The organism is Ruegeria sp. B10, assembly GCF_056539825.1.
In genome coordinates this window covers 82,517-97,442 of sequence record NZ_JBQFVP010000015.1, presented here as the reverse complement: position 1 = coordinate 97,442, position 14,926 = coordinate 82,517, and the positions used below count along the sequence as shown (strand labels likewise).

Annotated in this window: 14 protein-coding genes; all 14 read left to right on the top strand. The window is 57.5% G+C overall.

What is annotated here, in order from left to right; translation table 11 throughout:
• Positions 1-73: 73 nt before the first annotated feature.
• The 14 genes from ACR0J4_RS19445 (at position 74) to ACR0J4_RS19380 (ending at position 14,914) form a co-directional block, all read left to right on the top strand.
• Positions 74-2,092, top strand: a complete 2,019-nt coding sequence (locus tag ACR0J4_RS19445) for a 3-hydroxyacyl-CoA dehydrogenase NAD-binding domain-containing protein (protein ID WP_170643826.1) — start codon at positions 74-76, stop codon at positions 2,090-2,092.
• Positions 2,093-2,177: 85 nt separating this feature from the next.
• Positions 2,178-3,197 (top strand): TRAP transporter substrate-binding protein, encoded by a 1,020-nt coding sequence (locus tag ACR0J4_RS19440; protein ID WP_170473496.1) that lies wholly within the window; start codon positions 2,178-2,180, stop codon positions 3,195-3,197.
• Positions 3,198-3,254: 57 nt separating this feature from the next.
• Complete coding sequence (locus ACR0J4_RS19435; protein ID WP_170549656.1) at positions 3,255-3,761, top strand: TRAP transporter small permease subunit; 507 nt, start codon at positions 3,255-3,257, stop codon at positions 3,759-3,761.
• Complete coding sequence (locus ACR0J4_RS19430; protein ID WP_170643824.1) at positions 3,758-5,110, top strand: TRAP transporter large permease; 1,353 nt, start codon at positions 3,758-3,760, stop codon at positions 5,108-5,110. Before ACR0J4_RS19435 ends, ACR0J4_RS19430 begins: the two co-directional genes overlap by 4 nt.
• Complete coding sequence (locus tag ACR0J4_RS19425; RefSeq protein ID WP_170643823.1) at positions 5,110-6,297, top strand: cytochrome P450; 1,188 nt, start codon at positions 5,110-5,112, stop codon at positions 6,295-6,297. The genes ACR0J4_RS19430 and ACR0J4_RS19425 overlap by 1 nt, the downstream gene beginning before the upstream one ends.
• A 119-nt stretch (positions 6,298-6,416) precedes the next feature.
• Positions 6,417-8,447, top strand: a complete 2,031-nt coding sequence (gene paaZ, locus ACR0J4_RS19420; protein WP_170643821.1) for a phenylacetic acid degradation bifunctional protein PaaZ — start codon at positions 6,417-6,419, stop codon at positions 8,445-8,447.
• Between the two features lie 49 nt (positions 8,448-8,496).
• Entirely contained in the window at positions 8,497-9,312 is an 816-nt protein-coding gene (locus tag ACR0J4_RS19415; protein ID WP_170643819.1) for a PaaX family transcriptional regulator C-terminal domain-containing protein, read from the top strand.
• A gap of 196 nt (positions 9,313-9,508) precedes the next feature.
• On the top strand, positions 9,509-10,711 hold the full coding sequence (gene pcaF, locus ACR0J4_RS19410) for a 3-oxoadipyl-CoA thiolase (RefSeq protein ID WP_170643817.1): 1,203 nt from the start codon (positions 9,509-9,511) through the stop codon (positions 10,709-10,711).
• Positions 10,712-10,727: 16 nt separating this feature from the next.
• Positions 10,728-11,291: a phosphohydrolase gene (locus ACR0J4_RS19405; RefSeq protein WP_170643816.1), complete on the top strand. Its 564-nt coding sequence runs from the start codon at positions 10,728-10,730 to the stop codon at positions 11,289-11,291.
• Positions 11,292-11,315: 24 nt separating this feature from the next.
• Positions 11,316-12,293: a 1,2-phenylacetyl-CoA epoxidase subunit PaaA gene (gene paaA / locus ACR0J4_RS19400; protein ID WP_170643815.1), complete on the top strand. Its 978-nt coding sequence runs from the start codon at positions 11,316-11,318 to the stop codon at positions 12,291-12,293.
• A gap of 23 nt (positions 12,294-12,316) precedes the next feature.
• Positions 12,317-12,601, top strand: coding sequence for a 1,2-phenylacetyl-CoA epoxidase subunit PaaB (gene paaB / locus ACR0J4_RS19395; protein ID WP_170747324.1), 285 nt, complete (start codon positions 12,317-12,319; stop codon positions 12,599-12,601).
• Positions 12,601-13,359 (top strand): 1,2-phenylacetyl-CoA epoxidase subunit PaaC, encoded by a 759-nt coding sequence (paaC, locus tag ACR0J4_RS19390; RefSeq protein WP_170643813.1) that lies wholly within the window; start codon positions 12,601-12,603, stop codon positions 13,357-13,359. Before paaB ends, paaC begins: the two co-directional genes overlap by 1 nt.
• A 6-nt stretch (positions 13,360-13,365) precedes the next feature.
• A complete protein-coding gene (gene paaD, locus ACR0J4_RS19385; RefSeq protein ID WP_170549682.1) occupies positions 13,366-13,827 on the top strand; it encodes a 1,2-phenylacetyl-CoA epoxidase subunit PaaD in 462 nt (153 codons plus the stop codon).
• Between the two features lie 13 nt (positions 13,828-13,840).
• Positions 13,841-14,914 (top strand): 2Fe-2S iron-sulfur cluster-binding protein, encoded by a 1,074-nt coding sequence (locus tag ACR0J4_RS19380; protein WP_170549686.1) that lies wholly within the window; start codon positions 13,841-13,843, stop codon positions 14,912-14,914.
• Positions 14,915-14,926 lie beyond the last annotated feature (12 nt).

Sequence of the window (14,926 nt, the reverse complement as noted above, 5' to 3'; positions counted from 1 at the left end):
ATCATTGCATTAACCGAACGGTTGGTCAATATATAAACAAGACTCGAATCCAGAGCGCTTGAAGGGCACACCCATGTCTCAGACGTCACTTGTGAATGTTGAACTCAAAGGCGATGTCGCCTGGGTCACCATTGACAACCCGCCGGTCAATGCGACCTCGCAAGCGGTCCGGCAGGGGCTTGCAGATGCTGTGGATGCGGTCAAGGGCGCGCGGGTGGCTGTGCTGCGATGCGCTGGTCGGACTTTTGTCGCGGGCGGCGACATGTCCGAATTCGGCAAGTCGCCGGTCGAGCCGCACTTGCCCGATGTCGTCCAAATGATCGAAGACAGCGAGGTTCCCTTCATTGCCTGTATGCACGGGAACGTTCTGGGTGGCGGACTCGAAATTGCGATGGCTTGCGCTTGGCGGATTGCTGCCCCCGGGACGGGATTTGGTCTGCCAGAGGTCAATGTTGGATTGATCCCCGGCGCGGGGGGCACGCAACGTCTGCCACGCCTTGTGGGGATGGAAGCGGCAATTGATCTGGCCTGCACAGGCAAAGTGCTGAAGGCGGAAGAGATGCTGCAGCTTGGGGCGGTCGACCTATTGGCCGGCGATCTTGAGGAGGCGGTCGAGAGTTTTGTGGCCGATCTGCCGGACCGTCCTTTGGCGGTCAGCCAACGTAGTGTCGCTGATTTTGCGCCTGATCTGATCGAGACCTCTCGGGCATCGCTGAAAAAGCGCGCCAAGGGGCAGCAGTCGCCGTTGGAGAACCTGACCGCGCTAACCTGGTCCCAAATGCCGTTTTCCGAAGCTCAGCCGATGGAGCGGACGCGCCATCTGACGCTTCGCCAAACTGCGGAAAGCCGCGCGCTGCGTCATGCGTTCTTTGCAGAACGCAGTGTCTCCAAGCCCTCTCTGATCAAGGATGTCCAGCCGCGCGATATCAGCCGTATTGCTGTGGTGGGCGGCGGCTTGATGGGGGGCGGAATTGCAACCGCCGCTCTGACGGCTGGCCTGTCTGTCAAGTTGATCGAGCGCGACTCCGAGGCCGCATTGGCAGCCCATGATCGGGTTGAAGACCTGTTGAAGGGCGCGGTCAAACGCGGAAAGATGACCGAGGCTAAATACCTGAATTGCCTGTCCCGATTTCGCGCCGTTGACAGCTATGCCGAAGCAGCCGACGCGGAATTGGCCATAGAAGCCGTGTTCGAGGAACTATCGGTCAAACAGCAGGTCTTTGCCGAATTGGCCAAGAACATGGACGTCGACGCAATTCTTGCCACCAATACATCCTATCTAGACCCGGCTGAAATCTTCTCGGGCATCGAAAACCAGTCACGGTGCATAGGGCTGCATTTCTTCAGCCCGGCTCATGTGATGAAACTGCTCGAGATCGTGCACACCCCCCAAAACACCCCCGAAGTGGTTGCCACGGGATTCGCACTGGGCAAGAAGCTTCGCAAGGTCTCGGTTCTGTCAGGCGTTTGCGACGGTTTCATTGGCAACCGTATGCTGGCCGCTTATCGGCGCGCGGCAGATTATCTGCTGGCAGACGGGGCACTGCCGCATGAAATTGATCAGGCGATGCGGGATTTCGGCATGCCGATGGGGCCCTACGAGTTGCAGGACTTGACCGGGCTGCAGATCGCCTGGGCGAATAGAAAACGCAACGCCGCCAACCGCAACCCGAGTGAACGCTATGTCACCATTGCCGACCAGCTATGTGAGTTGGAGCGGTTTGGTCAGCGATCCGGCAAAGGCTGGTACCGGTACGAAGATGGAAATCGCAAACCGATCCGCGACCCCGAGGTTGAGGCTTTGATCGAAGGGTATTCCGCTGCGCAGGGCATTACCCGCCGGACCTTTACGGCCGAGGAAATATCGTCTCGCCTTCTGGCTGTCATGGCAAATGAGGGCGCTTTGATCATCCAAGAAGGGATCGCTGAAAACGCAGAAGCCGTCGATATGGTTCAGATCCATGGCTATGGCTTTCCGCGTTGGCGCGGGGGGCCGATGAACTATCGCAAGGAAATTGGGAGTGACGTGTCCCAGTCGGTTATGCTGACAGTGGCCGAGGAAAGTCCGGCGTCTTGGGCCATCGCGGCCTAAACGAAGGCGCTTTAAAAGTGTTGATGGTTACAAAAGCAACCATTAACGCATTCAAAATGCATGTTTCACAGGGAGGAGACAGAACATGAAACTCAGCAACTTGAGCACCTTGCTGGCTTCGGCGGCACTGGCCATTTCAGGCACCGTTGCGATGGCGGCAGACTATACGCTGACCATTTCCAGCTGGGCACCGCCGACCCATGGCATCAACGCCAAGATGTGGCCGAAATTCGTCGAGATGGTTGAAGAAGCCACCGATGGGCAAGTCACCGCTGAACTGAAACTTGGCATCGCACCTCCACCGGCTCAGATGGACCTAATCATGGATGGGGCGGCGGATGCCTCGATCATTTTCCACGGCTACCAGCCCGGCCGCTTTGTCACCACCAAGATGATCGAACTGCCTGGATACGAGGGCTCGGCCGAGGCCGCATCGGTGGCCTATTGGCGTGCCTATGACAAGCACCTGAAAGCGGCGGATGAACATCGCGGCGTCAAGGTGATCGCGTTGCATACGCATGGACCGGCCCAACTGCATTCCAGCAGCCCTGTTACCACGCTGGACGAGGTATCAGGCCTCAAGGTTCGCATCCCCGGCGGTGTTGGTGGCGATGTCGGTACAGCGTTGGGCGCAACCGGTATCCAGGTGCCTGCTCCGAAAGTGTACGAAACGCTGGCTTCGAAAGCAGCCGATGGTGTCGTGATGCCATTTGAATCTCGCAAGGGCTTCAAGCTGACCGAAGTGGCTCAGAACGTTTACGAAGTTCCGGGCGGCCTGTATCGCGGTTCTTTTGCCTTCATCATGAACGAAGACACATTTGCCGATCTGCCTGCCGAGCTGCAGCAAGCGCTGGAAGAGCAAGTCTTTGGCGAGCCGCTGAGCCGTGAAATCGGTAAAATCTGGGACGAAATTGATGCCATCGGGCGCGAAGCCACCGAAGGCACAGACGGCAACGCGATCAACACCGCATCTGCAGAAGACCTGGAAAAGTTCAACGCAATTGCTGTCGATGTCCGCGCCAAGGTCATTGACGAAGTCAACGGTGCCGGGGTCGATGCTCAGGCCGCATATGACATGATCGTCAGTGAAATGGCCGCGCAATAACGCGAGCTGGTTGGCGGTCTCGCACCGCCAGCCGTTTCGACCGGGCGGGAATTCCTCATGCAATCTCTGGTATCCTTCGCGCGCCGCATCAGTGTTTTTCCGACAGTGATGGCCTGTGTGGCGCTTTTTATCCTCATGGTCATGACGTTTTGCGACGTCATTCTTCGGTCCATGTTCAACGCACCGATCGAAGCCGCGACCGAGTTGACGCGTATACTGATGGCGATCCTAGTATTCTCGGTTCTTCCGATGATTTCGGCTGGAAAGGGTCAGATTGCAGTCGACCTGACGGACGGGTTGTTTTCGCGACTGCGCCTAAGCCGCGCCCGGGATGCGATAGTCTATCTGGTCTCGGGCATCATGCTCTTCTGGCCGATACAGCGGGTCTGGATCCTTGCCGAACGGGCGCGGGACTATGGTGATGTGACCGAGTACCTTTCGATCCCCGTGTTCTATATCGGCTGGTTCATCGCCGCTTCCACCGCGATCACCGCCGTTGCGATGATCACGACCGGCCTTTTGCACATCTTCGCCCCCCATACTTTGTCGGAGCACCCTCAATGACTGCCGCACTGATCGGCTTTGGCCTTGTTCTTGTTCTCGTGCTTCTGCGCCTGCCGATTGTCTTTGCAATGGGCCTCGTCGGAACGCTGGGTTTTGCGTATGAACGCGGAGGCAGCATTTTGTCCGAACGCGGCTTGAAAGCGGCGATGTCGATGGTGGGTCGTCAGATCACCGACACGGCACAGGACTACGGCCTTTCGGTTATTCCGCTGTTTATTCTGATGGGCTTGTTCGTGAACAAAGGTGGGCTGGCGCGCGAGCTCTACGCCGTATCAAACGCATTTCTGGGCCATTTCAAAGGCGGGATCGCAATGGCTACGGTGGCGGCCTGTGGCGGGTTTTCGGCCATCTGTGGCTCGTCCCTGGCAACGGCGGCAACGATGTCCAAGGTCGCCATGCCGGAAATGCGCCGCTATCGCTATTCGGATGAGCTGTCGACCGCCTCCATTGCGGCAGGCGGCACGCTCGGCATTCTAATCCCGCCCTCCGTGATCCTTGTAATCTATGGTCTGCTGACCGAGACATCCATCGGCAAGCTGTTTGTTGCCGGTATCATTCCCGGCGTGCTTGGCATCCTTCTGTACCTGTTTGCCGTTCGCTGGACCGTCTGGCGCAAACCCGACTCCGGACCCGCAGGAGAAAAACACGGCTGGGGCGAGAAGCTGACGGCGTTACGGTCGGTTTGGGCGGTGTTGCTGTTGTTCTTTCTGGTCATTGGCGGGCTTTACGGCGCGTTTGATTTCCATCCGTTGAACCTGACCTTCAGCCCGACCGAAGCCGCTGGCATGGGTGCCATGGGGGCGTTTCTGATCGCTCTGTCGCGCGGTGGGCTGACTCTGAATTCGACCTTCGAGGTGTTGAAAGAAACAACCTATACCGCCGCGGCCTTGTTCTCGGTTCTGATCGGGGCTCAGATCTTTTCGAACTTTATCAACCTCGCGGGCCTGCCCGAGGCGCTGATCGGCCTTGTCACGGCCTATGACGTGGAACCGTTCGTGGTGATCCTGATGATCCTGGGCATCTACATCATCTTGGGCTGCGTCTTTGAATCGCTGTCGATGCTTTTGCTGACTGTGCCGATCTTTTTCCCGCTGGTGACGTCGCTGGGTTATGACCCGATCTGGTTCGGGATCGTGGTTGTTGTCGTGACGGAAATCAGCCTGATCACCCCGCCGGTTGGTTTGAACGTGTTCATCCTGAAAGGGGTGGTCGGGGACGTTTCGACCGCAACGATCTTCAAAGGTGTCACGCCCTTCTGGATCGCCGATATCTTCCGTCTGGCCCTGATCGTTCTGGTGCCCTGGCTGGTACTGGTGCTGCCCGAACATATGGGGGCGATGGGTCACTGATGTTTTGCCTGACGGCGCTTCCCGAAGGGTTTCACGAGGACCCTTATCCAGCCTATGCCGCGCTGCGCGAAGATATGCCGGTTTGCCCCCAACCCGACGGCTCGGTGATCCTGTCGCGATACGAGGATCTGGATCTGGTCTATCGGGATACGACGCGGTTCATCTCGGACAAAAAGGCGGTGTTTGGGCCCAAATACGGGGTCGACAGCCCGTTATATGAACACCACACCACAAGTCTGGTGTTCAACGATCCGCCCCTGCACACCCGCGTCCGCAAGGTGATGGTCGGCGCGATGAACCCGCGTGCCTTGGCGCAGATGGAGCCGGGATTGATCCAGCTCGTCGATAGTTTGCTGGATCAGATGCAAGCCAAAGGCACAGTCGAGTTGATCGAGGATTTCGCCGGGGCGATCCCCATCGAAGTGATCGGCAACCTGTTGGGTATTCCAAGGTCCGAACGCGAACCACTACGGGACTGGTCTCTGGCTATTCTTGGGGCTTTGGAACCACAATTGACGCCACAGCAGGAAGAGTGGGGCAATCGCGCCGTCTCCGAATTCAAAGAATTTCTGCGCCATATTATCGAAGACCGAAAAGCTAACCCGGGCAATCCGGAAACGGATGTTCTGACTCGGCTGATGCAAGACGACGCGGACGGAGGCCTTACCGACGTCGAACTCTATCAGAACTGTATCTTTATCCTTAACGCGGGGCACGAAACCACGACAAACCTGATTGGCAACGCTCTGGATTTGCTGGATCGGCACCGCGACCGACGGGCTGAGTTGCTGAACAACCCAGGCCTGATTACCACAGCAGTGGACGAATTCTTGCGCATGGAAAGCCCAAACCAGTTTGGCAATCGCCTGACCACCGAAGACGTAACACTCCATGGCTATACAATCCCAGCAGGCACGGATGTTCACCTGTGTATCGGCGGCGCCAACCGCGACCCAAGGCAGTTTGATCGGCCCGACGACATGCTGCTGGACCGCCGCCCGAACAAGCACCACGCCTTTGCCGGTGGCCCGCACACCTGCGTCGGTCTGACTCTTGCTCGGATGGAGGGCAAGATTGCGGTCAGTCGGTTTTTGAACCGCTTTCCCAATTATCAGGTCACAGAGGGCGCAAAGCGTGGTGGGCGAATTCGCTTTCGAGGGTTCGCCCAGCTTCCTGCACAGGTTTGACGTGACCGAACAAGAAAATGAAACGGTCTTTTTATTGACCGACCGTACGGTAAATATTATAGCTATCATAACCGCGCGCATAGGGCTGCGTAGATCATCTCAGGACTGAGGAGAGGCACATGACCATCCAACAGATTTCAAGTTTCGCGGTCGGTGAGTGGATCGCGCCGGGCGAAGGGGCCCGCAACATTGCCAGCGCCGTAACAGGTGAGGTGATCGCGACCGCTGGCAACACTGGCTTGGATGTGCAGGGCATGCTGGATCATGCACGCAATGTTGGCGGGCCAGCACTGCGGCAGATGACCTTTCATGAGCGCGCCAAGATGCTCAAGGCATTGTCGGTGCATTTGGGGCAGCACAAGCAGGCCCTGTACGACCTGTCATTCAACACGGGCGCGACCCAATCGGATCATCTGATCGATATCGATGGTGGGATCGGTACGATGTTCGTATTTGCCTCGAAAGGCCGCCGCGAAATGCCCGATGGTCACGTTTATCTGGATGGCGACGTCGAACAGCTGTCGCGGAATGGGACCTTTGTCGGTCAGCACATCTGCACCCCGCTGCAGGGTGTGGCGGTTCATATCAACGCGTTCAACTTTCCGGTTTGGGGCATGTTGGAGAAGCTGGCTCCGACCTTGCTGGCCGGTGTTCCAGCTATCGTCAAACCGGCGACGAATTCCTGCTACGTAACCGAATTGTGCGTGCGGTTGATGCTGGAGTCTGGCATTTTGCCTGCCGGGGCGCTCCAGCTTGTGTCGGGTGGTCTGGGTGACATGTTGGATCGCCTGACCATGCAAGACGTGGTCAGTTTTACCGGTTCGGCCGATACTGCGCTGAAACTACGGTCTAACCCCGTCATTCTGCAAAACTCCGTCCGTTTCGTGGCGGAACAGGACAGTCTGAACTGTTCGGTATTGGGCGCTGACGCCCAACCGGGAACACCGGAATTTGACCTGTTCATCAAGGAAGTTCAGCGCGAGATGACCACAAAAGCGGGTCAGAAATGTACCGCGATCCGCCGGATCATCGCACCCGAGCCGCATGTGCAGGCGGTGATCGAGGCACTTTCCGCGCGGCTGGCAAAAACGGTTATCGGCGACCCTAGGCTTGAGACAACGCGCATGGGCGCGCTGGTATCGAATGATCAAAAACTGGATGTACTGGAAAAGGCTGCGATCATTTGCCAAGAGGCCGAACGTGTGTTCGGCAACCCGAATGACTTTGCCGTTGACGGCGCAGATGCCCAAAAAGGGGCTTTCCTGCCGCCAATGCTGTTCCATTGCGCCAACCCGGATGCGGCACAGCGCGTTCATGACACCGAAGCCTTTGGTCCAGTCAGCACGATCATGGGGTATCGCGACACCGACCACGCGATTGAGCTCGCGAACCGGGGGCAGGGGTCTTTGGTCGCGTCTGTCATTACCCATGATTTGGATGTGGCGCGCAAATTCGCCAGGGGGGCCGGGGCGTATCACGGGCGGCTCTATTTCAACAACAGAGACTCGATGAAAGAGGCCACGGGCCACGGCTCACCCTTGCCGCATATGGTCCATGGCGGCCCTGGTCGCGCGGGTGGCGGCGAGGAGATGGGCGGTGTGCGGGGCGTGAAACACTACATGCAGCGTACAGCCATTCAGGGCTCGCCTGACCTGTTGACGGCGATTGGCTCGAAATGGGTCTCGGGCGCAACCGAGATCGAAGGCCCGGCGCATCCTTTCACGCGGCGCTACCACGATCTGGCAATCGGTGAGACAATTCACACGGCGCCGCGCACCGTCACGCTCGAAGGTATCGAGCACTTTGCGGAATTCACCGGCGACACCTTCTATGCGCACATGGATGAGGCCGCCGCGGAACGAAATCCGTTCTTCCCGGGTCGTGTCGCGCACGGATACCTGTTGTTGTCGTTCGCCGCCGGTTTGTTTGTCGAGCCTAACGAAGGTCCTGTTCTGGCCAATACAGGCTTGGATGGGTTGCGTTTCATGAAACCAGTTGTGGCCGGGGACAGCATCAAAGTGCGCCTGACCGTTAAGTCAAAGACCAAACGCAATGATCAGTATGGCGAGGTTCGCTGGCACGTCACGATGACTCAACAGGATGATGACCTTGTTGCCGAATACGAACTGTTGACAATGGTAGCCTACTGACGAAACCGGGCCGGATGGTAATTCGATCCGGCCCGCCTATACTGCGGCCATGAAAGACGCTTCCACAGACTGGTTCGACCATTGCGTTCGTCATTTGACCTCCGAAGGGTCTCTGCGGGTTTGGTCTGTGCTTGTCACGATCTTTGGCGATCTGGCGCAAAACAAATCCGATCAGATAAGCGGATCATTGATCACTGCGTTGACGAGCCTTGTGGGTATCAAGGCCGAAGCGACCCGAGTGGCATTGCATCGATTGCGCAAAGAAGGCTGGATCGAAAGTACGCGAGTTGGTCGTGCGAGTGTCCATCGGCTTACGGACTATGGCCGCACTCAAAGTGCAGCCGCTGCGCCACGCATTTACGCCCGCGAAACGGCCAAACCAGACATCTGGCATGTGCTGATGTCGAGCAGCTCGGAAACATCCCGAAAGGAACTGTCCGATCTGTTGCTGACTGGGGAATATATCTCATTAAACCCTTCCACAGCGATGGCAGCGGGAACCATGCCGCGCGATCTGGAAGACCTGCTAGGTTTTGAGACCACCGCGATTTCAGTACCAGATTGGTTAACAGAGCTATGCGGACCAGAGTCGCTGAAAACCGCGTATGACGAGTTTTGGACATCAATCCAGGCGATCGACGATCTGCTGCCGACGACCGGTGTGGATGATCCGATGAAATCGGCAGCGCTGCGTGTTCTTCTTGTGCACAATTGGCGTCGCATCATCTTGCGACACCCGGCTTTGCCCTCGGATTTTCTGCCCAGTGACTGGAAGGAGCCCGCCTGCCGCGAGGCGGTCTCTAGGATTTTGGACAGGCTGCCCCGACCGCAACTCAAAAATTTGGAAGCAGATTTGAGCACTTAGGTTTCTGGGACAAAGGCCCTCCTGATATCTCAAAGGATGATGGCTTGCTTTAACAGAAAACTGATTTCTTTTTATGTTACGATAATGTGCAGAAAAGTAAAATTCGGTAACATAATGCTTGCCTCGAATCGATGACGGAAATATAAACCGACCATACGGTCTATAATTGAGTGTGAACGCCCGGGAGAATTCACAGATGGATGCATTCATTTGCGACGCGACGCGCACGCCGATTGGGCGATACGGCGGGGCTTTGTCGTCGATCCGCACGGATGATCTGGCGGCCATTCCGCTGGCTGCGCTGAAAGAGCGGAACCCGCAAGTCGACTGGTCCAGCGTGGATGACGTCATCTATGGTGATGCCAATCAGGCCGGTGAAAGCAACCGGAACGTCGCCCGTATGGCGGCCTTGTTGGCTGGATTACCGATTGATGTTCCGGGGACCACCATAAATCGCCTGTGCGCCAGCGGCATGGATGCTGTTGGAATGGCCGCCCGAGGCATCAAGGCGGGTGACTATGACCTGGCGATCGCGGGTGGGGTCGAAAGCATGTCCCGTGCACCCTTTGTGATGCCCAAGGCGACATCTGCATTCACGCGCAGTAACACAGTTTACGACACGACCATCGGCTGGCGCTTTGTGAACCCGAAGATGCAGCAGGCCTACGGCATCGATTCAATGCCCCAAACCGCTGACAACGTTGCCGACGACTATGGCATCAGCCGCGCAGATCAGGACAGTTTCGCAGCGCGTAGTCAGGCCCGATGGGCCGCCGCGCGTGAAGCGGGGCTGTTCGCGGATGAGATCACTCCGATCTCGGTTCCACAACGTAAGGGTGACCCGATAGTGGTCGATACCGATGAGCATCCTCGCCCGGGAACAACGGCCGACAAGCTGTCGGGCCTCAAGGGAGTGAACGGGCCAGACAAAACCGTTACGGCCGGCAATGCGTCTGGTGTTAACGACGGAGCTGCTGCTATTTTGATGGCGAATGAGGCAGCGGCTGCAAAGAACGGCCTTGCTCCGATTGCACGGGTTGTTGGTATGTCGGTGGCAGGCGTCGCGCCGCGCATCATGGGGATTGGGCCCGTACCGGCCAGCCAGAAGGTTTTGGCCCGGGCCGGGCTAACCATTGAACAGATGGATGTGGTAGAGTTGAACGAAGCTTTTGCGTCGCAAGGGCTGGCAACACTTCGCGAACTGGGCCTTGCTGACGACGCACCGCATGTGAACCCAAATGGCGGTGCCATTGCCATGGGGCACCCTTTGGGCATGTCCGGAGCGCGGCTGGTTTTAACCGCCGCCTATCAACTGCGGCGGACAGGTGGGCGGTATGCTCTCTGCACGATGTGCGTTGGCGTAGGGCAGGGCGCAGCCTTGATCCTTGAACGGGTTTGATAGGGAGAGCACTGTTTTGACTGAGGCGATCCAAATAATCGACCACAGCGAACGCGTCGAGCGGCTGTTTGAGCCGTATCAAGATGTTCTCGGCGACGACTACAAGGCCTATCGGGGCCATGTTTATCGTGTGATTACCTATGCCATGCACTTCCTTGGCGGCGATGACACGCATCGTGCATTGGTCGAGACGGCCTTCGTCTACCACGATATCGGACTTTGGACGAAACACGATCTGGCATATCTGGAACCATCCGAAGAACTGGCGCTGAGGGACAACGCTGAAAAGAGTTGGGGACTGGATCCAGAGCTGCTGCGCAATGCCATCCACTGGCACCACAAGGTTACACCCTACCGCGGGCCGCATGCCGATGTGGTCAACGCCTGCCGAAAAGGTGACTGGATCGACGCGACAGGGGGCAAGGTGCGAAAAGGACTGTCGCGCGATCAAGTCGCCCAGGTCGAGGCCGCTATTCCCAGCTACGGATTTGCGGATGTTTTACAGCGCTTGGCGAAGGACCTTGATGGCTCCGCATTTAAAGGAAACATGCGGGTTCTAAGCCACGTATTCAAAATCTGATCCCATCCGAGAGGAGGAAACACGATGTACGCACAAATGGTTAAGTCTGAGGCCACAAACGATGACCCTGAAAAGCTTGCCGAGTTTCAGGCAAAGATTGACGCGGACATCAAGATTGAGCCGAAAGACTGGATGCCGCAAGGCTATCGCAAAACGCTGATCCGCCAGATCGGTCAGCACGCCCATTCCGAAATCGTCGGACAACTGCCCGAAGGCAACTGGATCACCCGCGCGCCCACGCTGGAACGCAAAGCGATCCTGCTGGCCAAGGTGCAGGATGAGGCCGGACACGGGCTGTATCTTTATTGCGCGGCGGAAACACTGGGCGTCAGCCGGGACGAGCTGACCGAGATGTTGCTGGACGGTCGGATGAAGTATTCGTCGATCTTCAACTATCCCACCCTGAACTGGGCCGATATCGGCGCGGTTGGCTGGCTGGTCGATGGGGCCGCGATCATGAACCAGGTGCCGCTGCAGCGGACATCCTACGGGCCGTATTCGCGTGCCATGATCCGGATCTGCAAGGAAGAGAGCTTTCACCAACGTCAGGGATACGATGCCATTCGCAAGATGGCAGAAGGCACGCCCGCGCAGAAGAAGATGGCACAGGATGCCCTGAACCGGTTTTGGTACCCATCGTTGATGATGTTCGGACCCTCGGACAAGGACTCGGTCCATTCGACTCAATCCATGGCCTGGAAGATTAAGATGAACACCAATGACGAGCTTCGTCAGAAATTCGTCGATCAGACCGTGCCGCAGGCCGAATTTCTTGGCCTGACCGTCCCCGACCCGGAGCTGAAATGGAACGAAGAACGCGGCCATTACGATTTTTCGGAACCCGACTGGACCGAGTTCTTTGATGTCATCAAGGGCAACGGCCCTTGCAACACCGACCGCCTGGCTGCGCGCAACAAGGCCTGGGACGACGGACAATGGGTGCGCGACGGCCTGCTGGCCCACGCCAAGAAGAAACGCGCCGGTCAAGTGGCCGCTGAATAAGCCTGACCTGAGGAGGAAACCCGATGAAAAACGAATGGCCCCTATGGGAAGTCTTTATCCGCGGTCAGCACGGTATGAGCCACCGTCATGTCGGTTCACTGCACGCACCGGACGCAGAAATGGCGATCAAGAACGCACGCGATGTCTACACGCGCCGCAACGAAGGCGTGTCGATCTGGGTGGTCGAAGCGAACAATATCTCGGCCTCATCCCCCAGCGAAAAAGGCCCGCTGTATGAGCCCAGCGAAAGCAAGGTTTACCGCCACCCGACATTCTTCGACATTCCCGATGAAGTGGGGGCGATGTGATGACCCGCGACGAAGCCTTCCTACAGTTTCTGCTAAGAATGGGTGACAACACACTCATCCTTGGTCACCGCGTGAGCGAATGGTGCGGTCATGCGCCTGTGCTGGAAGAAGATATCGCACTGGCCAATACCGCGCTGGACCTCATCGGCCAGACCCAGATGTGGCTTGGCCTTGCAGGCGAAATCGACGGCGGCCAAAGTGCCGATGATCTGGCGTTCCTGCGCGATGCCTGGGATTTTCGCAATGTTCTGATGGTCGAGGTTCCGAACGAGGATTTCGGCCGGACCCTAATGCGCCAGTTCTTGTTTGATGCGTGGCATTCGATCATGCTGGGGCGTCTGATCAAATCGTCAGACGACCGTGTCGCGGCCATTGCGGCCAAAGCCAGCAAAGAGGTTGCCTATCACCTGGAACGCTCTGGCGACACGGTGGTTGGCTTGGGCGACGGAACGGCGGAAAGCCACGACCGGATGCAAGCGGCGCTGGATTATCTTTGGCCCTACGTGGGTGAGATGTTCGCCAGCGACGATGTGGATACCCAGATGGCAGCCGCTGGTATCGCGCCCAATCCTGCCGATTTGCGCGAAGAATATGACGCTTTGGTTCAGCGGGTCTTGGCGGATGCGACGCTAACGATCCCAGACAGCGATTTCGCGCATAAGGGCGGGCGTACCGGGCAGATGCATACCGAGCACCTGGGGCATTTGCTGACTCAGATGCAATGGCTGCAACGCGCCTATCCCGGCGCAAGCTGGTAAGCCGATATGGAACGGGTGCCGACAGATCAGATATGGGACTGGCTGGATGCCGTCCCCGACCCTGAAATACCCGTCATTTCTGTGGTTGATCTGGGGATTGTGCGCGATGTGCGCTGGGATGCCGAAACCTTGAAGGTGACGGTGACACCGACCTATTCAGGTTGTCCGGCGACGTCGATCATCAGCATGGACATTGAAACCGCGCTACGGGATCGCGGGATCGAAGATATCCGGATCGAGACCACCATCACTCCCGCATGGACCACCGATTGGCTCAGCGACAAGGGCCGCGCCCGGCTGGAAGAATACGGTATCGCCCCGCCACAACCGGCAGGCGGTCCGCAGCGGTGCCCGCATTGTGGCAGTAAGGCGGTTGAGAAGGTTAGCCAGTTCGGCTCGACCCCGTGCAAGGCACATTGGCGCTGCACCGACTGCCTTGAACCTTTTGACTATTTCAAGTGCATCTGAGGAGGAGCACCGGATGGCACGTTTCCACGACCTGAAGGTCACCGACATCCACAAAACGATCCGCGACGCGGTGGTTTTGACGCTGGAGCCCATGAATGGTGCCGCGCAAGAGTTTGACTTTACCGCCGGTCAATACCTGACGTTCCGCCGCGAGTTCGACGGCGAAGAATTGCGCCGGTCCTATTCGATCTGCGCAGGCAAGGACGACGGTGTCCTGCAGGTTGGGATCAAGCGCGTCGACGGCGGGGCGTTCTCGGGCTGGGCGAACTCGGAACTGAGTGTCGGGGACATCGTGCAGGCAATGCCGCCGATGGGTAGCTTTCACGCTCCCATCGATGCAGATTCAGAAAAGCAATATCTCGGTTTTGCCGGTGGGTCCGGGGTGACGCCAGTTCTGTCGATCCTCAAAACGACACTCGCCCGTGAACCCCAGTCGCGCTTTACGCTGATCTATGCCAACAAGGGCATCAACACGATCATGTTCCGCGAAGAACTTGAGGACCTCAAGAACTTGTATATGGGGCGCCTTAACGTGATCCATATTCTCGAAACGGATTCCCAGGAAATTGACCTGTTCACCGGGCTGGTGACACAGGAAAAATGCGCCGAACTATTCAAGCACTGGGTCGATATCGAAAACGTCGATACGGCGTTCATTTGTGGTCCTGAACCCATGATGCTGGGGATCGCAGCGGCCCTGCGCGACCACGGGCTAGACGACAGCCAGATCAAATTCGAACTTTTTGCCAGCGCCCAGCCGGGTCGCGCAAAACGCAAAGCAAGTTCGGCAGATGCCGGTCGGACAGACAATCAGACCAGTGCATCCATTACGCTGGATGGCTCGACCCAGAATCTGACCATCCCCAAGGACCTGTCCATTCTGGATGCTGCTTTGGAAAACGCGTTGGACGCTCCCTATGCCTGCAAAGCCGGGGTCTGTTCGACCTGCCGCTGCAAAGTACTGGAAGGTGAGGTCGAGATGGTCGCAAACCACGCGCTTGAGGACTATGAGGTCGAAAAGGGTTATGTGCTCAGCTGTCAGGCCTATCCGATAACGGACCGTGTGGTCGTGGATTACGATCAGTAGAGGAGAGGTAGA

Bases quoted from the DNA above. Each gene is read 5' to 3' on its own strand.
- ACR0J4_RS19445 (WP_170643826.1), top strand. From the start codon at position 74: ATGTCTCAGACGTCACTTGTGAATGTTGAACTCAAAGGCGATGTCGCC.
- ACR0J4_RS19440 (WP_170473496.1), top strand. From the start codon at position 2,178: ATGAAACTCAGCAACTTGAGCACCTTGCTGGCTTCGGCGGCACTGGCC.
- ACR0J4_RS19435 (WP_170549656.1), top strand. From the start codon at position 3,255: ATGCAATCTCTGGTATCCTTCGCGCGCCGCATCAGTGTTTTTCCGACA.
- ACR0J4_RS19430 (WP_170643824.1), top strand. From the start codon at position 3,758: ATGACTGCCGCACTGATCGGCTTTGGCCTTGTTCTTGTTCTCGTGCTT.
- ACR0J4_RS19425 (WP_170643823.1), top strand. From the start codon at position 5,110: ATGTTTTGCCTGACGGCGCTTCCCGAAGGGTTTCACGAGGACCCTTAT.
- paaZ (WP_170643821.1), top strand. From the start codon at position 6,417: ATGACCATCCAACAGATTTCAAGTTTCGCGGTCGGTGAGTGGATCGCG.
- ACR0J4_RS19415 (WP_170643819.1), top strand. From the start codon at position 8,497: ATGAAAGACGCTTCCACAGACTGGTTCGACCATTGCGTTCGTCATTTG.
- pcaF (WP_170643817.1), top strand. From the start codon at position 9,509: ATGGATGCATTCATTTGCGACGCGACGCGCACGCCGATTGGGCGATAC.
- paaA (WP_170643815.1), top strand. From the start codon at position 11,316: ATGTACGCACAAATGGTTAAGTCTGAGGCCACAAACGATGACCCTGAA.
- paaB (WP_170747324.1), top strand. From the start codon at position 12,317: ATGAAAAACGAATGGCCCCTATGGGAAGTCTTTATCCGCGGTCAGCAC.
- paaC (WP_170643813.1), top strand. From the start codon at position 12,601: ATGACCCGCGACGAAGCCTTCCTACAGTTTCTGCTAAGAATGGGTGAC.
- paaD (WP_170549682.1), top strand. From the start codon at position 13,366: ATGGAACGGGTGCCGACAGATCAGATATGGGACTGGCTGGATGCCGTC.
- ACR0J4_RS19380 (WP_170549686.1), top strand. From the start codon at position 13,841: ATGGCACGTTTCCACGACCTGAAGGTCACCGACATCCACAAAACGATC.